Source organism: Bosea sp. 29B (genome assembly GCF_902506165.1).
Classification (GTDB): domain Bacteria; phylum Pseudomonadota; class Alphaproteobacteria; order Rhizobiales; family Beijerinckiaceae; genus Allobosea.
In genome coordinates this window covers 609,728-624,355 of the sequence record NZ_LR733817.1, presented here as the reverse complement: position 1 = coordinate 624,355, position 14,628 = coordinate 609,728, and the positions used below count along the sequence as shown (strand labels likewise).

The window sequence follows — 14,628 nt, the reverse complement described above, 5'->3', positions numbered from 1 at the left end:
GTCCTGAGATGGTCGGGTCAAGCCCGACCATGACGGAGCTTACGAATTCCGCTGAGCGCCATAAGCGGTCAGTGTGGCGCACCGGCCTTTTTGCAGACGAGGTTCAGGAGCCCGTCGCGGCTGGTATCGTCGCCCGCGGCGAGCGGGCGGCCATCCTCGCCGAAGCGAGCCAGGATCTCGAAGCCAGCCGCCTCGAGCTGGCGTTCCTGCGTCGCCAGGTCGACGAAATAGAACAGCCCGCTCCAGCGATGGGCGGGGTCGACATGGATGGCGTAGTCGGCCTCCTCATGCGCGAAGGGCCGCAGGCGCAGATAGTTGATCCAGCTCTGCGGATGCACCGAGTTCATGATCTCGCGCGGGTGCCAGGAGCGCGCATGCAGCGGCATGCCGCCGGCTCGGTTCCAGGCGCGGTTGTGGAAGGAGAAGGCGAAGACGCCGCCGGGCGCCAGCACCTCATGTACGGCTGCGATGACGGCGAGGCGCTCGGCATGGTCGAAGGCGCTGAGGATGGCGAGGGCGCCGAGCACGAAGTCGAAGCGGCCAGGACCGAACTCGCTGATCGCGCGGACATCCATGTCGAGGAAGGTCGCGCTCGGAAAGCGGCGCCTGGCGACAGCGAGCATTGCCTCGGCCTTGTCGATCCCGACATAGTCGGCGACATCAGGCAGCAGCGCTCCCGTGGTGCGGCCGGAGCCGACGCCGAGATCGAGCAGGCGCTTGCCGGCATAGGCTTCGTGAAAGCGTTCGAGGATCATCGCTTCGGAGGCAAAGAGACTCTGTCCGCCGTACCATTCGGCGATTTCGGTCCGGTCGAACAGATCGGCATTGTGCCGGGCGATGTCGATGGCCGAGCCTTGCATGGCGCGCCTCCACGTCGTTCGAGAACCCGACCTTGCTCCCGCCCGCGGCGCCGCACAAATTCTTGGTTAATCTATAGTTAACGCCGGTGTCGACGTCCGACCTATTTGCGTCGGGCGCGATAGGCGGTCAGCGTATTGCGCAGCAGGCAGGCGATGGTCATCGGCCCGACGCCGCCGGGAACCGGCGTGATCGCGCCGGCGACCTCGGCCGCCTCGGCATAGTCGACATCGCCGGCGAGCTTGCCGTCGGGCATGCGGTTGATGCCGACATCGATCACGGTCGCGCCCGGCTTGATCCAGTCGCCCTTGACCATGCGCGGCCGGCCGACTGCGGCGACGACGATGTCGGCGCGCTTCACGACGGCCGGCAGATCACGCGTACGCGAATGGGCGATGGTGACGGTGCAATCGGCCTGGAGCAGCAATTGCGCCACCGGCCGGCCGACCAGCTCGGAGCGGCCGATGACGACCGCTTCCAGCCCCGACAGTGACGGCAACGCCTGCTTCAGCAACAGCATGCAGCCGAGCGGCGTGCAGGGCACGAGGCCGTTCTTGCCGCCGGCGAGCAGGCCGGCATTGATCGGATGGAGGCCGTCGACATCCTTGGCCGGGTCGATCGCATCGATGATGTGGCCTGTGTCGATATGCTTGGGCAGCGGCAGCTGGACGAGGATGCCGTCGACGCCATCATCGGCGTTGAGCTCGGCGATCTTGGCGAGCAGCGTTGCTTCCGTGGTCTCGGTCGGCAGGCGATGGGCGACCGAGTTCATCCCGATCTCGGCCGCAAGCTTCTCCTTGGAGGCGACATAGACCTTGCTGGCCGGGTCCTCGCCGACGAGTACGACATGCAGGCCGGGCGCGGGCTTGCCGGCTGCCTTGAGCGCTGCGATCTCGCGAGCGATCTGCGCCCTGAGTTCCGCCGCCGCCGCCTTGCCGTCGATGATGCGTGCCGTCATGACCAGCTCCTTGGTGAGGCATCGGATCGAAAAGCGGATTCCAATTTCCGGTTTGATGCCCTGCGCCGCTCTCTTGCTGCATCGCGACAGAACGGACAAGGGCCGCTTTGCCCTGAATGCCTTGCGGGTGAGGATGCCGCTGGCGCCGCTTGATCGGGGCGCGCCGAGCCAGCATGGTCGGCAGGTGATTCACAAGGGCGGCGTGCAAGCCGGAGACGACTGACGTGACCACCGGCTTTGCAGCAATCCCGGCTTCCGGCAGCTATGTGCTGCGCAATGCCAGGGCGCCTGCCTGCCTGGTCGAGGCCGGCGGCCTGGCGAGCGATCGCGACGGCCTGGCGTTGCTCGACATCGCCGTCGAGGACGGTGGCATCGTCTCGCTCCTGCCGGCGGGTACGCCCGTGCTCGACGCCACTCCCTCGCTCGATCTCGATGGCGGCATCGCGCTGCCGCGGCTGGTCGATGCCCACACCCATCTCGACAAGGGTCATATCTGGCCGCGCCGGCCCAATCCGGACGGCAGCTTCATGGGCGCGCTGAGCGCGGTCGCGGCCGATCGCGAGGCAAACTGGTCGGCCGGCGACGTGCGGGCGCGCATGGAGTTCGGCCTGCGCTGCGCCTATGCCCATGGCACGGCGGCGATCCGCACCCATCTCGACTCGCTCGGCAAGCAGATCGGCATCTCCTGGCCGGTTTATGCCGAGTTGCGCGCGGAATGGGCCGGGCGGATCGCGCTGCAGGCGTCGCCGCTGTTCGGCATCGATGCCGTCGCCGATCCCACACATATGCAGGCGATCACGAAAGCCGTGACCGATCATGGCGACAGGCTGCTCGGCGCCGTCACCTATATGGTGCCGGAGCTCGAGGCTGCGCTCGACACGCTGTTCAGGACCGCGATCGAAAACGGCTTCGACCTCGACTTCCATGTCGACGAGACCAATGATCCGGCGGCGCGCTCGCTTGAGCACATCGCCGATGCGGCGCTGCGCCATCGTTTCGCGGGCAAGATTCTGGCCGGGCATTGCTGCTCGCTCTCGCTGCAGCAGCCGCAGGACGAGGCGCGCATCATCGGCAAGGTCAGGGAGGCCGGCATCGCCGTAGTCTCGCTGCCGATGTGCAACATGTATCTGCAGGACCGGCAGCGTGGGCGCACGCCACGCTGGCGCGGCGTCACGGCGCTGCATGAGCTGAAGGCCGCTGGCGTGCCGGTGACGATCGCCTCCGACAACACCCGCGACCCGTTCTATGCCTATGGCGATCTCGATCTGGTCGAGACGCTGCGCGAGGGTACGCGCATCCTCCAGCTCGACCATTCCGACCGGGACTGGGCGAGGGCGGTCGCTGCGACGCCAGCCGAGATCATGGGGCTTTCAAGCGCTGGTCGTATCGCGGTGGGCGGCCCTGCCGATCTGATCCTGACCCCCGCCCGCGACTGGACCGAATTCTTCGCCAGGCCGCAGGCCGACCGGACCGTTCTGGTCAATGGCCGCGCCATCGACCGTACCTTGCCCGATTATCGCGAACTCGATTCCCTGATGAGCCGCCCCGCATGACCGCACGCTACGACATCGACGCCCTGAAACGCCGTCTGAACGGTATCCGCACGGAGGACAACCCGGCGCTGGTCAAGCAGAAGAGCCGCGACTTCTTCTGGTATTCGCCGAAGCTGAAGCGCCAGCTTGACCATGTCGTCGCCGATATCATCGTTTCGCCGGTGAGCGAGGCGCAGGTGCTGGAGACGCTCTCGGCGGCGCATGCGCTCGGAGTTCCCGTGACGCCGCGCGGCACCGGCACCGGCAACTACGGCCAGGCCATGCCGCTCTCGGGCGGCATCGTGCTCGACCTCTCCGGTTTCAACAAGGTGACCAGCATCGAGGCCGGGCGCTATGTCGCCGAGCCCGGCGCGGTGCTGGCCAGGATCGACCAGGAGACGCGCGCCCATTCCCGACAGGAGATCCGGCTGCATCCCTCGACCTACCACACGGCTTCGGTCGGCGGCTTCATCGCCGGCGGCTCCGGCGGCGTCGGCTCGATCAAATGGGGCGGCCTGCGCGACTGGGGCAACATCATCTCGCTGCGCGTCGCGACCATGGAAGGCACGCCGCGCATCCTCGAGCTGCAGGGCGATGATCTGCACAAGGTCGCCCATGCCTACGGCACCAACGGCATCATCACGCAGGTCGAGATGCCGCTCGGCCCGGCCTATGCCTGGGTCGACGTCATCCTCGGTTTCGACGAGTTGCGCGCCGCGACCGAGTTCGCCAATGCGCTCGGCGAGCAGGACGGGCTGGCGCTGAAGAACCTTGCTGTGGTCGCCGCGCCCGCGCCGCACGACTATTTCCTGCGCCACCGGAAGTTCCTGCCGCGCGAGAGCCATTGCGTGATGGTCATGGTCGCCGACTTCGCGGTCGAGTCGATGCTCGCCTTCGCCCGTCGCTTCGGCGGCTCGCAATTGCTGATGCGCTCCGACAAGCTGACAGCGGAGGAGGCCAAAGGCCTGCCGCCGACCTTCGAGCTCGGCTGGAATCACACCACTTTGCGGGCGCTGCGGGTCGATCCGTCGATCACCTATCTGCAGGTGCTCTATCCCTTCCCGAACCAGGTCGATCTCGTCGACAAGATCCATGCCCGCTTCGGCGACGAGGTGACCTGCCATCTCGAATTCGTCCGCTTCGACGGCAAGATCACCTGCTTTGGCCTGCCGCTGGTGCGCTTCACCAGCGAGGAGCGGCTGGAGGAGATCATGGCGATTCATGAAGAGATGGGTGCGCCGATCTTCAACCCGCACCGCTACACGCTGGAGGAGGGCGGGATGAAGCAGACCGACGAGGTCCAGCTCGCCTTCAAGCGCGAGGCCGATCCGCAGGGGCTGCTCAACCCCGGCAAGATGATCGCCTGGGAAGACCCGAACTACGACTACCGCTCGGGCAAGACCTTCCTGTTCAAGGCTCTCGGCGAAGCCGGTGTCGGCGCCTGAACCGATCGATGCGCGCGCTCGTCCTCTACGCCCACCCCGATCCCAGGAGTTTCGGGGCGGCGGTGCATGAGACGCTCGTCTCCGCGCTGCGCCGCGCTGGGCACGAGGTCGACGATTGCGACCTCTATGCCGAGGGTTTCGATCCGGTGCTGAGCCGCGAGGAGCGCGTCGGCTACCACGATCTTGCCAGCAACCAGAAAAATGTAGCTGGCTATGTTGGGCGCCTGCTGCGGGCGGAAGCGCTGTACCTGTGCTTCCCGGTCTGGAACTATGGCTATCCGGCGATCATGAAGGGCTATTTCGACCGCGTCTTCCTGCCCGGCGTCTCGTTCAAGCTGGTCGACGGTTCGATCCGTCCGAATCTCTGGAACATTCGCCGGCTGACGACGGTGACGAGCTATGGCGGCTCGCGCTGGCGGACTTTCCTGATGGGCGACCCGCCGCGCCGGCAGATCAAGCGCGGCTTGCGGGCGGTGTGCCACCCGGCGGCGCGGGTCTCCTATCTCGCGCATTACGACATGAACCGGTCGACGTCGCAGAGCCGGGCGGCTTTTCTCGCCAGGGTGGAGCAGGAAATCGCACGGATTCAAAAGCCTGTCTGACAATTGTCATCGGCTTGTCATGAAGGCGAGCGATTGCACAGCCGGCGAAAAGTATCCGCAACCTTTTCCAAGGGCCGGCTCATGACCAAGTCCCTCGAAAAAAGCGTCGGCCGTGCCCTGTTGGTGACGGCGCGGCTTCACAGGGCACGGATGGGCGAGCGTCTCAACGCGCTCGGGCTCTTTCCAGGCCAGGAACAAGCGCTGAAATCCCTGCAGGGTGCACCGATGACGATGGGTGAGCTCGCGACCTTGTTGCGGGTCAAGCCGCCGACCGTGTCCAAGACGATCGGCCGGCTTTCGCTGCAGGGGCTGGTGACGCGCGAGGGCGGCGGGCGCGACGGCCGGCTGGTGCAGGTGGCGCTGACCGAGAACGGCCAGAAGACCGCGGCGGCGCTCGATGCGGTCTGGAACCAGGTCGAGGAAGAGCTGCTCGAAAAGCTGGATGCCAAGGAACGCAAGCAATTGCGCAAATTGCTGCGCAAGGCGTCGAAGGGCTTGTCCAAGGCTGGCGCCGATGTCGAGGATGCCGAGGACGAGGCCGAGGACGCCGCCTGACGCCAGGCGCGTCAGCAGCATGACTCGCATGCGCTGGCGAGCTGGTTTCAAGCCTTAAATCGGTTCATTGATGTCTCGTCATTCCTCCAGAGCATGACGAGATCGTGTCGGCCGCACCCGCTCCGCTTCCGGATACGCGCCGGACACGCTTGACCGCCATCGCCCTGATGAGTGGGGCGATCGTCTGCTTTTCGCTGCTCGATACATGCGCGAAATGGCTCGGCGGAACGATGCAGCCGATGCAGGTGGTCCTGGCGCGCTATGTGATCAGCGTCGCCCTGGTCTCGCTCCTGCTCAATCCCTGGAGCCATCCCGGCATCACCCGGACCAAGCGTCCCTGGCTGCAGGGCTTCCGCTCGCTGCTGCTGCTCGGCTCGACCGCGCTCAACTTCGTCGCCCTGCAATATCTGCAACTGGCCGAGACGGTCTCGATCATGTTCGCGGCGCCGCTGCTGGTCGCGCTGCTGGCGGGGCCCTTGCTCGGCGAATGGGCCGGGCCGCGCCGCTTGATCGCGATCGGCGTCGGCTTCCTCGGTGTCCTCGTGGTGACGCGGCCGGGGCTCGGAGGCCTGCATCCGGCGGCCCTGCTCAGCGTCTGCGGTTGCTTCTGCTACGCCTTCTATGCCCTGTCGACGCGGATGCTGGCCTCAAGCGATTCGCCGCAGACGACGATGTTCTATTCCGGCATTGGCGGGGTGGTGATCATGCTGCCGCTGCTGCCGCTGTACTGGTCCTGGCCGGCGGACTGGCAGAGCTGGCTGCTGATGTGCGGCACCGGTTTCTTCGGCGCGGTCGGCCATTGGCTGTTGATCCTGGCGCATCAGCGGGCGCCGGCGACGATCCTGGCGCCGTTCATCTATTCCCAGATCATCTGGATGATCCTGCTCGGCTGGTTCGTCTTCGGCCAGATCCCCGACCGCTTCACCTTCATCGGCGCAGCGGTCGTGATCGCCTCCGGACTTTATCTGCTCTACCGCGAGCGCGTCCGGCACGTGCCCGAAGGCTCGGCCCGCTTGGACTGATTCCGGCACGCATCTTGAAGCCTCCTCCCGTGGATGGAGGCCATGATGACGGTTTGGCACCGCAACTGGCTACCGGCTACCGCGTTCGGCACAGATGTGGTCCGGGCGCGTCCCGCCGTGGCACAGCCAGACTCAGCCGAGCGAAACCTTGCTCTGGGCGGCGACGAAATCCGAGAGCATCGGCACATAGTCCTCGCCCTTGCCGCTGGCGACGGCTGCCGCATAGACGTTCTTGACGGCGCCGCCGACCGGGTTCGGAACGCCGGCAGCGTTGGCGAGGCTCTCCAGATAGCGGACATCCTTCAGCGCGTTGGAGAGCGTGAACTTGTGCGCATCCGGATCGCGCTCCAGCACGTATTGCATGAAGGTCCGGTAGAAACCGCACTCCATGCGCCCGCCGGTGATGACGCTGTCGAAGGTCTGCGGGGTGATGCCGACCTTCTGGGCCAGCGTCAGAGCCTCCGCATAGATGGCGCCGTAACCGAGGGAGAGGAAGTTGTTGAGCAGCTTCATCTTGTGGCCGTCGCCGACCGGGCCGAGATGCACGATCTTCTGGGCCCAGGCTTCGCAGACCGGGCGGATGCGCTCGAAAACGCCACTGTCCGCGCCAATCATCGTGGAGAGTTGACCGAGCTTCGCCTGGGCGGGTGTTCCGCCCAGCGGCGCGTCACAGAGGTGCAGGCCCATGGCAGCGAGCCGTTCCGCCAGAGCGATCGTCGAGACCGGGTCGGAGGTCGAGCAGTCGACGATGACCGTGCCGGGCCTGGCACCGGCGGCGATGCCGTCCGGCCCGTTGACGACCTGTTCGACCTGCGGAGAGCCGGTGATGCAAAGGAAGATGATGCTGGCCTTCTCGGCGAGTTCCCTGGGCGTGGCTGCCTCCGCGGCGCCGGCCGCCTTCAACTCCTCGACGGGCTTGCGATTGCGATGGCCCATGACGGTTAGGCGAAAGCCTTTGGCGAGAATGCAGTTCGCCATGCCCTGACCCATGTAACCGACGCCGATGAAGCCGATCGATTCTTTAGTCGCGCTCATCTTCAGTTTCTCCGAATTCTATGAGATGGAACAAAGCAATGCGGAACGATTTGGCCAAGAACTGGTTGAATGCATCGGCTTACCGGCTTCAGGAGAAGCGATCGATGGCGAATGACGGACACTCGCGCGACCCCTCGGGGGCGGGTAAGGCGGGTGTAAAGCCCGGTGGCCGGGGTCGCGTTACCTTGCAGATCATCGCCGATCGGCTGGAGGTCTCTACCGCGACAGTTTCGCTCGCTCTGCGCGAAAGTCCGCTGGTCGCCGACGGCACCCGTCTTCGGGTGCAGCAGATCGCGCGCGAGATGGGCTATAGCTACAACCGCAGCGCGGCCTCGCTGCGGACCGACCGGACCAACATCCTCGGCGTCGGCTTCCACGACATCACCAATCCCTATTTCGCCGAGTTGCTCGCGGCGATCGAGGAGACGGCGGCGGCGCATGGCCGCTCGATCCTGCTCGGCACCTATGCCGAGAACCTCCAGCGGCAGGACCGTGTCCTCACCACGCTCAAGGAATATCGCCCCGACGGCATGATCATCTGCCCGGCCGGCGGCACCACGGCCGAGACCCTGCAGCACCTGATGGCGGCGCAGGTGCCACTGGTCCAGCTGTCGCGCGAAATTCCCGGCATCGGACTCGACTTCGTCGGCTCGGACGACCGGCACGGCACTGTGCTGGCAGTCGAGCATCTCATCGGCCTCGGCCACACCCGCATCGCCTTTCTCGGCGAAAGCCCGCTGATCTCGACCGGGCGCAACCGCTATCGCGGCTATTGCGAGACCCTGGCCAAGCACGGCCTGCCGCTCGATCCCACGATCGTCTACTCGGCCTATGGCACGCGCGAGAACGGGCTGAAGGGCGTCCAGAAGGTGCTCGACGCCGCGAACCCGCCGACTGCCGCGGTCTGTTTCAACGATCTCACCGCCTTCGGCGCGATGCTCGGCCTGCGCCATCGCGGCCTGGAGGCTGGTGCGGACTTCTCGATCATCGGCTGCGACGATGTTCAGGAAGCCTCGCAGTGGTACCCCGCCTTGACCACGGTCAAGAACTTCCAGGACGAGATGGGCCGCAAGACCGCGGAGATGCTGCTCCGCCGCATCGCCGATCCAGCGGCACCGCCGCAGCGAGCCGTGCTGACGCCGGAGTTGGTGGTGCGCGAGACCACGGCGCCGCCGAAGGCAGCGCGCTGAAGCTGGAGCATTTCCGGGTTTCTCCGAAACGCAGAAATACTCTAACTTGTTGTTTTGACGCATTTTCTTCACGCGAACCGGTGTCCACTTCGCTCGAAAATGCTTTAGCTCAGGCATCGTTGTCCGGCTTGCGGTTCAGCGCCCGATAAGCGCGGACCACATGCGAGTCGTCGCGCCCGCCATGGCCGAGGCCCGAGGCGGCGAGAAACATCTGGTGCGCGGCCGCTGCGAGCGGCAAAGCCGCCTTGGCGGCACGGCCGGCATCGAGGACGATGCCGAGGTCCTTGACGAAGATGTCGACGGCGCTGGCGACCGGCGGCTCGTCTTCGAGCATGCGTGGGCCGCGGTCCCTGAGCATCCAGGACGAGGCGGCCGAGCCGCCCATGATCTCGAACAGCACTGCACCGTCGATGCCGGCCTTCTGCGCCAGCGAGAGCGCCTCCGCCGCGACCGCGATATGGACGCCGCAGAGCAATTGGTTGACGGTCTTCACCGTCGCGCCCTGGCCCGGCTTCCCGCCGACATGGAAGACCTTGTCGCCCATGGCGTCGAGCACCGGCTTGGCCCTGGCGAAGCTGTCGGCGGGGGCGCCGACCATGATGGTGAGCGTGCCTCCTTCAGCGCCCTTGACGCCGCCCGAGACCGGCGCATCGACGAAATGCCGGCCCGTCTTCGTCACGGCGTCGGCGATGGCCTCGACCTCGCCGGGTGGGCAGGTCGCCATCAGGATGACGGTGGCGCCCGGAGCCAGCCTATCGAGCGCGCCGGCGTCGAACAGGACCGAGCGGGCCTGTGCGGCGTTGACCACCATGAGGACGAGCGTCTCGGCTCCTTCAGCCGCGGCGGCAGCGCTATCGGCAGCCTGGCCCCCGGCTGCGACGAGCGCGGTTCGGGCGCTCTCCCTCATGTCGAAGCCGGTTACGCGGAACTGGTGCTTGACGAGATTTTCGGCCATCGGCGCGCCCATGGCGCCGAGCCCGACGAAGGCGATTGAAGTCACAATTCTTTGCCTTGGTTGGAAGGCGAGCGGCCTGGCCGCCCGCCGGGAGCTACTCCTTCACCGCACCCGTCATCGAGGCGACGTAGTAGTCGACGAAGAAGGAATAGAGGATCGCGACGGGGATCGAGCCGAGCAGCGCGCCGGCCATCAGTGAGCCCCAATGGTAGACGTCGCCCTCGACGAGCTGGGTCAGAACAGCGACCGGGACGGTCTTCTTCTCGGCCGACTGGATGAAGGCGAGCGCGTAGATGAACTCGTTCCAGGACAGAGTGAAGGCGAAGATGCCGGCCGAGATCAGCCCGGGCAGCGCCAGCGGCAGGGTGATCTTCCAGAGTGTCTGCAGCCTCGTCGCGCCGTCGATCATGGCGCATTCCTCGAGCTCGTAGGGGATCGACTTGAAGTAGCCGATCAGGAGCCAGGTGCAGAACGGGATCAGGAAGGTCGGATAGGTCAGGATCAGCGCGAGCTGGGAGTCGTACAGTCCGAACTGGAAGATCAGCGTCGCCAGCGGAATAAACAGGATCGAGGGCGGCACCAGATAGGCGAGGTAGATGGCCAGGCCGACATATTGCGAGCCCTTGAACTTCAAGCGCTGGATCGCATAGGCGGCGAGCACGCTGGAGAAGAGCGAGAGCGCGGTTGCGACCGTCGCAACCGTCATCGTCGTCAGCAGCCATTGCGGGTAGTCGGTCTGGAACAGCAGCTTGTTGATGTTGTCCAGCGTCGGCGACTTCACCCAGAACGGGTTGTTGTTCTTGTAGTCGAGCAATTCGCCATTCGGTTTGATCGCCGTGATCGCCATCCAGTAGAATGGGAACAGCAGCACGATCACGAAGAGCGAGAGCGGCAGATAGAGCGTGATGAAGCGGCGTGGTCCCGAGGACCAGTCGATCACTCCGGTCCGCTCCTCGTCGACAAGATGCGGGCGCGGGGCAGGGGCGGTCTGATCAGTCATTGTCTTCTCCCTGCTGCCATTTGCGGCGGGCGAGCGCGAAGTAGCTGAACAGCGTCGCCATCACGAGGAAGGGGATCATCGCCACCGCGATCGCCGCGCCCTCGCCGAGCTGGCCGCCGGGGATGCCGCGCTGGAAGGCGAGGGTCGCCATCAGATGGGTCGAGTTGATCGGGCCGCCGCGGGTGATGGCGTAGACGAGCTGGAAGTCGGTGAAGGTGAACAGCACCGAGAAGGTCAGCACGATCGCCAGGATCGGCATCAGCATCGGCAGGGTGACATGCCGGAAGCGCTGCCAGGCATTGGCACCGTCGAGCATCGCCGCCTCGTAGAGCGTCGGCGAGATCGTCTGCAGACCGGCGAGCAGCGAGATCGCAACGAAGGGGATGCCGCGCCAGGTGTTCGCCGCGATCAGCGACCAGCGCGCGGCCCAGGGCTCGCCGAGGAAGTCGATATAGGTGGTGCGCCAGCCGAGCACGTCGACCAGCACGTAGGAAATGATCGAGAACTGCGGATCGTAGATCCACCAGAAGGCGATGGCTGAGAGCACAGTCGGGACGATCCAGGGCACCAGGATCAAGGCCCGCAGCAGCGACTTGAACGGCAGATGATTGTTCAGCAGCAGCGCCAACCACAGGCCCAGGCCGAACTTCCCGACCGTGGCGACGCCGGTATAGAGCAGAGTGTTCCAGACCGAGGTGATGAAGACCCGATCCTGCATCAGCGAGGTGAAGTTCTCTAAGCCGATGAAGTGGCCCGCGCGGCCGATGCGGGTATCGGTGAAGGCGAGCCAGATCCCGAGGCCCAGCGGATAGCTCAGGAAGACGAGCAGCAGGGTGGCCGTCGGAAGCAGGCAAAGAAAGATGAGAAAGGATTTGTTGTCGAGCAGCCGGACCAGCCAGTTCTGTGGCAGATGGTGAACGGTCCTGGCTTCAGCGGCGATCGTCATGGCGCTCTTCCCGTGAAGCAGCCGCGCCGCCGGAAGGTCCCGGCGGCGCGGTCGTGACGATCAGGTGCGGTAGTAGCGCTTGGCGCGGCGCTCGGCTTCGGCCGCCGCCTCTTCAGGCGTGGCCTGCCCGGCGCAGACGGAAGCGACCATCTGGACCATGACGTATTCGGCGTTGACCGTGCCGGCCGCCTCGGTGATCGCGCCCTTGTAGCCGCTCCACAGAGCCCGCTCCCAGGTGTCGCGGTAGACCAGGATCTTGGGATCGCCCTCCCAGACCTTGCTCTTCGCGTAGCCCTTCAGCGGCTGCGTCCAGTAGCCGAAGCAGCCGGTCAGCCACTTGTCGTACTGTTCCGTCTCCATCATGAAGCGGAGATATTCCTTGGCGGCGTTCGGGAACTTGGTGTGCTTGAACACCATGGCGTTGATCACCAGCGCCGTCTCGGTCGGCCGGCCGACGCCGGCGCCGACGGGCATCGGTGCGTGGTTCAGATCCTTGCCGATCTCTGCGGTCTTCTCGTCCTTCGAGTTCTTGATCGAGAAGTAGAGCGAGACGCCGTTCTGGGTCAGGCCGATTTCACCCGCCGTCAGCGCCTTGTTGTTGCTGATGTCGAGCCAGGACAATGTGCCCGGGATGAAGGTCTCGTAGAGCGCCTTGGCGTATTTCAGCGCCTCGATCGTCTCCTTGCTGTTGATCGCGACCTTGTTGTTCTCGTCGACCATGTAGCCGCCATGCGACCAGACCAGCCAGTTGCAGAACGAGTTGCCGTCACCGACGGCATTGCCGAGGGCAAAACCAGGAGGATGGCCTTTGGCCTTGAGTTTGCGGCAGAGATCGAGGAAGCCGGCGTGGTCGGTCGGGAACTTGTCGAAGCCTGCTTCCTTGACCCAGGATTCGCGATAGACCGCCGGGCCGCCGGAGCCGCCCATCGGAATCGAGATCCAGGTATTGGTCTTGTCTTTCTTGCCGTATTTCTCGGCGACCGGGTACCAGCCGCCATATTTCTTGCCGAGGTCTTCGGCGACCGGGGTCAGGTCGATCAGCTTGTCGGCGAAAATGTGCGGATCGTCGGCCCAGCCGACAACGATGTCGGGGCCGGCGCCGGTATTGGCGGTGACGGCGGTCTGCGGGCGCAGATCCTCCCAGCTCGCGTAGTCGACGCGGACCTGGACGCCGGTCGCCTTGGTGAATGCTTCGGTGTTCTCGTTGAAGATCGTCTGGTCGGGGTCGACGAATTTGGTCGGGCGCAGCACGCGCAGTGTCGCGCCCTTCTCGATATTGGCGGTCTGGGCGATCGACGGTGCGGCAAGGGTAGCGCCGGCTGCGAGCCCTGCGCCGCCGATCAATACGTCACGTCTGGAAATGCTCATCGCTTGTCTCCTCCGGGTTGCCGCGAGGCCCTGCATGGGAGCCTCGTCGCGTTTTTGTGGGCCATCGCCGCCGCCGGGGTGTTCCCCGTGCGGCGGCGACGAAAATCAGATCCGCTTGCCGGTCGCGGCGTCGAACAGATGGGTCACCGAGGTATCGGGCCGGATCTTGATCGTCTCGCCGGGCCTGGCGGTGATGCGTTCGCGGAAGACGCAGGTCAGGTCCTGCCCGCCGCAGCGAACGACGACCTGGGTTTCCGAGCCCATCGGCTCGATGACCACGACTTCTGCAGGAAGCCCGCTCGCATCGAGAATGAGATGTTCCGGACGGATGCCCAGCACGGCGGCCCGGTCGTTCGAATCCGCCGGATGCTTGCCGATCGGCCAGATCACGCCGCCCTGGGTCTCGAAGCCGTTGGCGCGGATCGTGCCCTTCAGCAGGTTCATCGAGGGCGAGCCGATAAAGGCGGCGACGAAGAGGTTCGCCGGGTTGTCGTAGAGGTCGAGCGGCGCGCCCATCTGCTCGACGATGCCGTCATGCATCACGACGATCTTGTCGGCCATGGTCATGGCCTCGATCTGGTCGTGGGTGACGTAGACCGTCGTGGTCTTGAGGCGCTGGTGCAGTTCCTTGATCTCGGTGCGCATCTGCACGCGCAGCTTGGCGTCGAGGTTCGACAGCGGTTCGTCGAAGAGGAAGACCTGCGGATCGCGCACGATGGCACGGCCCATGGCGACGCGCTGGCGCTGGCCACCGGAGAGCTGGCGCGGATAACGGTCGAGCAGCTTGTCGAGGCCGAGAATGCCGGCGGCCTTGTTGACGCGCTCGTCGATCTCGGCTTTCGGCGCTTTCCGCAGCTTCATCGAGAAGGCCATGTTGTCGGCCACCGTCATATGCGGATAGAGCGCATAGTTCTGGAACACCATGGCGATGTCGCGCTCCTTCGGCGGCACGTCGTTGACGACGCGCGGACCGATGCGGATCTCGCCGCCCGAGATGTTCTCGAGGCCGGCGATCATGCGCAGCAAGGTCGATTTTCCGCAGCCCGACGGGCCGACGAGAATGACGAATTCGCCATCATTGATGTCGATATCGACGCCATGAATGACTTGCGTCGAGCCATAGGCCTTGCGCACGTCGGCAATCTGGACGGATGCCATCTTG

The 14,628-nt window shown here is 65.3% G+C and carries 15 protein-coding genes; 7 read left to right on the top strand and 8 right to left on the bottom strand.

What is annotated here, in order from left to right; all coding sequences use genetic code 11:
* Positions 1-68 precede the first annotated feature (68 nt).
* Positions 69-860, bottom strand: coding sequence for a class I SAM-dependent methyltransferase (locus GV161_RS03160; protein WP_152011895.1), 792 nt, complete (start codon positions 858-860; stop codon positions 69-71).
* A 101-nt stretch (positions 861-961) separates the two neighbouring features.
* The gene (gene folD, locus GV161_RS03155; protein WP_152011896.1) at positions 962-1,816 is read right to left on the bottom strand and encodes a bifunctional methylenetetrahydrofolate dehydrogenase/methenyltetrahydrofolate cyclohydrolase FolD; all 855 of its coding nucleotides are present in this window, start codon (positions 1,814-1,816) and stop codon (positions 962-964) included.
* Between folD and GV161_RS03150 the strand changes: the two genes are divergently transcribed.
* The 6 genes from GV161_RS03150 to GV161_RS03125 all read left to right on the top strand — a co-directional run bounded on the left by GV161_RS03150 (position 1,815) and on the right by GV161_RS03125 (position 6,972).
* Entirely contained in the window at positions 1,815-2,039 is a 225-nt protein-coding gene (locus GV161_RS03150) for a hypothetical protein (RefSeq protein WP_152011897.1), read from the top strand. The genes folD and GV161_RS03150 overlap by 2 nt on opposite strands.
* A gap of 1 nt (position 2,040) precedes the next feature.
* The gene (locus GV161_RS03145; protein ID WP_152011898.1) at positions 2,041-3,369 is read left to right on the top strand and encodes a cytosine deaminase; all 1,329 of its coding nucleotides are present in this window, start codon (positions 2,041-2,043) and stop codon (positions 3,367-3,369) included.
* Positions 3,366-4,793 carry an FAD-binding oxidoreductase gene (locus GV161_RS03140; protein ID WP_152011899.1) on the top strand — a complete coding sequence of 476 codons (1,428 nt, stop codon included), beginning with the start codon at positions 3,366-3,368 and terminating at the stop codon, positions 4,791-4,793. The genes GV161_RS03145 and GV161_RS03140 overlap by 4 nt, the downstream gene beginning before the upstream one ends.
* An 8-nt stretch (positions 4,794-4,801) precedes the next feature.
* A complete protein-coding gene (locus tag GV161_RS03135) occupies positions 4,802-5,395 on the top strand; it encodes an NAD(P)H-dependent oxidoreductase (RefSeq protein WP_152011900.1) in 594 nt (197 codons plus the stop codon).
* Positions 5,396-5,476: 81 nt separating this feature from the next.
* Positions 5,477-5,950, top strand: coding sequence for a MarR family winged helix-turn-helix transcriptional regulator (locus GV161_RS03130; protein WP_091836494.1), 474 nt, complete (start codon positions 5,477-5,479; stop codon positions 5,948-5,950).
* Positions 5,951-6,099: 149 nt separating this feature from the next.
* Positions 6,100-6,972, top strand: coding sequence for a DMT family transporter (locus GV161_RS03125; protein ID WP_244623853.1), 873 nt, complete (start codon positions 6,100-6,102; stop codon positions 6,970-6,972).
* A gap of 132 nt (positions 6,973-7,104) precedes the next feature.
* Here GV161_RS03125 and GV161_RS03120 read toward each other — a convergent pair whose 3' ends face one another.
* Complete coding sequence (locus GV161_RS03120) at positions 7,105-8,007, bottom strand: NAD(P)-dependent oxidoreductase (RefSeq protein WP_152011901.1); 903 nt, start codon at positions 8,005-8,007, stop codon at positions 7,105-7,107.
* Positions 8,008-8,111: 104 nt separating this feature from the next.
* On the opposite strand from GV161_RS03120, the gene GV161_RS03115 reads away from it, so the two are divergent.
* Positions 8,112-9,197 carry a LacI family DNA-binding transcriptional regulator gene (locus tag GV161_RS03115; protein WP_152011902.1) on the top strand — a complete coding sequence of 362 codons (1,086 nt, stop codon included), beginning with the start codon at positions 8,112-8,114 and terminating at the stop codon, positions 9,195-9,197.
* A gap of 109 nt (positions 9,198-9,306) precedes the next feature.
* Here the strand turns inward: GV161_RS03115 and GV161_RS03110 are convergent, their stop codons facing one another.
* The 5 genes from GV161_RS03110 to ugpC all read right to left on the bottom strand — a co-directional run bounded on the left by GV161_RS03110 (position 9,307) and on the right by ugpC (position 14,624).
* The gene (locus GV161_RS03110) at positions 9,307-10,197 is read right to left on the bottom strand and encodes an NAD(P)-dependent oxidoreductase (protein ID WP_152011903.1); all 891 of its coding nucleotides are present in this window, start codon (positions 10,195-10,197) and stop codon (positions 9,307-9,309) included.
* A 49-nt stretch (positions 10,198-10,246) separates the two neighbouring features.
* Positions 10,247-11,152, bottom strand: a complete 906-nt coding sequence (locus GV161_RS03105; protein ID WP_152011904.1) for a carbohydrate ABC transporter permease — start codon at positions 11,150-11,152, stop codon at positions 10,247-10,249.
* Positions 11,145-12,098, bottom strand: a complete 954-nt coding sequence (locus GV161_RS03100) for a sugar ABC transporter permease (RefSeq protein WP_152011905.1) — start codon at positions 12,096-12,098, stop codon at positions 11,145-11,147. Before GV161_RS03100 ends, GV161_RS03105 begins: the two co-directional genes overlap by 8 nt.
* 60 nt (positions 12,099-12,158) lie before the next feature.
* Positions 12,159-13,466, bottom strand: coding sequence for an extracellular solute-binding protein (locus GV161_RS03095; RefSeq protein ID WP_152011906.1), 1,308 nt, complete (start codon positions 13,464-13,466; stop codon positions 12,159-12,161).
* A gap of 105 nt (positions 13,467-13,571) precedes the next feature.
* Entirely contained in the window at positions 13,572-14,624 is a 1,053-nt protein-coding gene (gene ugpC, locus GV161_RS03090) for a sn-glycerol-3-phosphate ABC transporter ATP-binding protein UgpC (protein ID WP_152011907.1), read from the bottom strand.
* Between the last annotated feature and the right edge of the window lie 4 nt (positions 14,625-14,628).

Coding starts and splice junctions, on each gene's coding strand:
- GV161_RS03160 (WP_152011895.1), bottom strand. CDS start 860: ATGCAAGGCTCGGCCATCGACATCGCCCGGCACAATGCCGATCTGTTC.
- GV161_RS03150 (WP_152011897.1), top strand. CDS start 1,815: ATGACCAGCTCCTTGGTGAGGCATCGGATCGAAAAGCGGATTCCAATT.
- folD (WP_152011896.1), bottom strand. CDS start 1,816: ATGACGGCACGCATCATCGACGGCAAGGCGGCGGCGGCGGAACTCAGG.
- GV161_RS03140 (WP_152011899.1), top strand. CDS start 3,366: ATGACCGCACGCTACGACATCGACGCCCTGAAACGCCGTCTGAACGGT.
- GV161_RS03135 (WP_152011900.1), top strand. CDS start 4,802: ATGCGCGCGCTCGTCCTCTACGCCCACCCCGATCCCAGGAGTTTCGGG.
- GV161_RS03130 (WP_091836494.1), top strand. CDS start 5,477: ATGACCAAGTCCCTCGAAAAAAGCGTCGGCCGTGCCCTGTTGGTGACG.
- GV161_RS03120 (WP_152011901.1), bottom strand. CDS start 8,007: ATGAGCGCGACTAAAGAATCGATCGGCTTCATCGGCGTCGGTTACATG.
- GV161_RS03115 (WP_152011902.1), top strand. CDS start 8,112: ATGGCGAATGACGGACACTCGCGCGACCCCTCGGGGGCGGGTAAGGCG.
- GV161_RS03105 (WP_152011904.1), bottom strand. CDS start 11,152: ATGACTGATCAGACCGCCCCTGCCCCGCGCCCGCATCTTGTCGACGAG.
- GV161_RS03100 (WP_152011905.1), bottom strand. CDS start 12,098: ATGACGATCGCCGCTGAAGCCAGGACCGTTCACCATCTGCCACAGAAC.
- GV161_RS03095 (WP_152011906.1), bottom strand. CDS start 13,466: ATGAGCATTTCCAGACGTGACGTATTGATCGGCGGCGCAGGGCTCGCA.
- ugpC (WP_152011907.1), bottom strand. CDS start 14,624: ATGGCATCCGTCCAGATTGCCGACGTGCGCAAGGCCTATGGCTCGACG.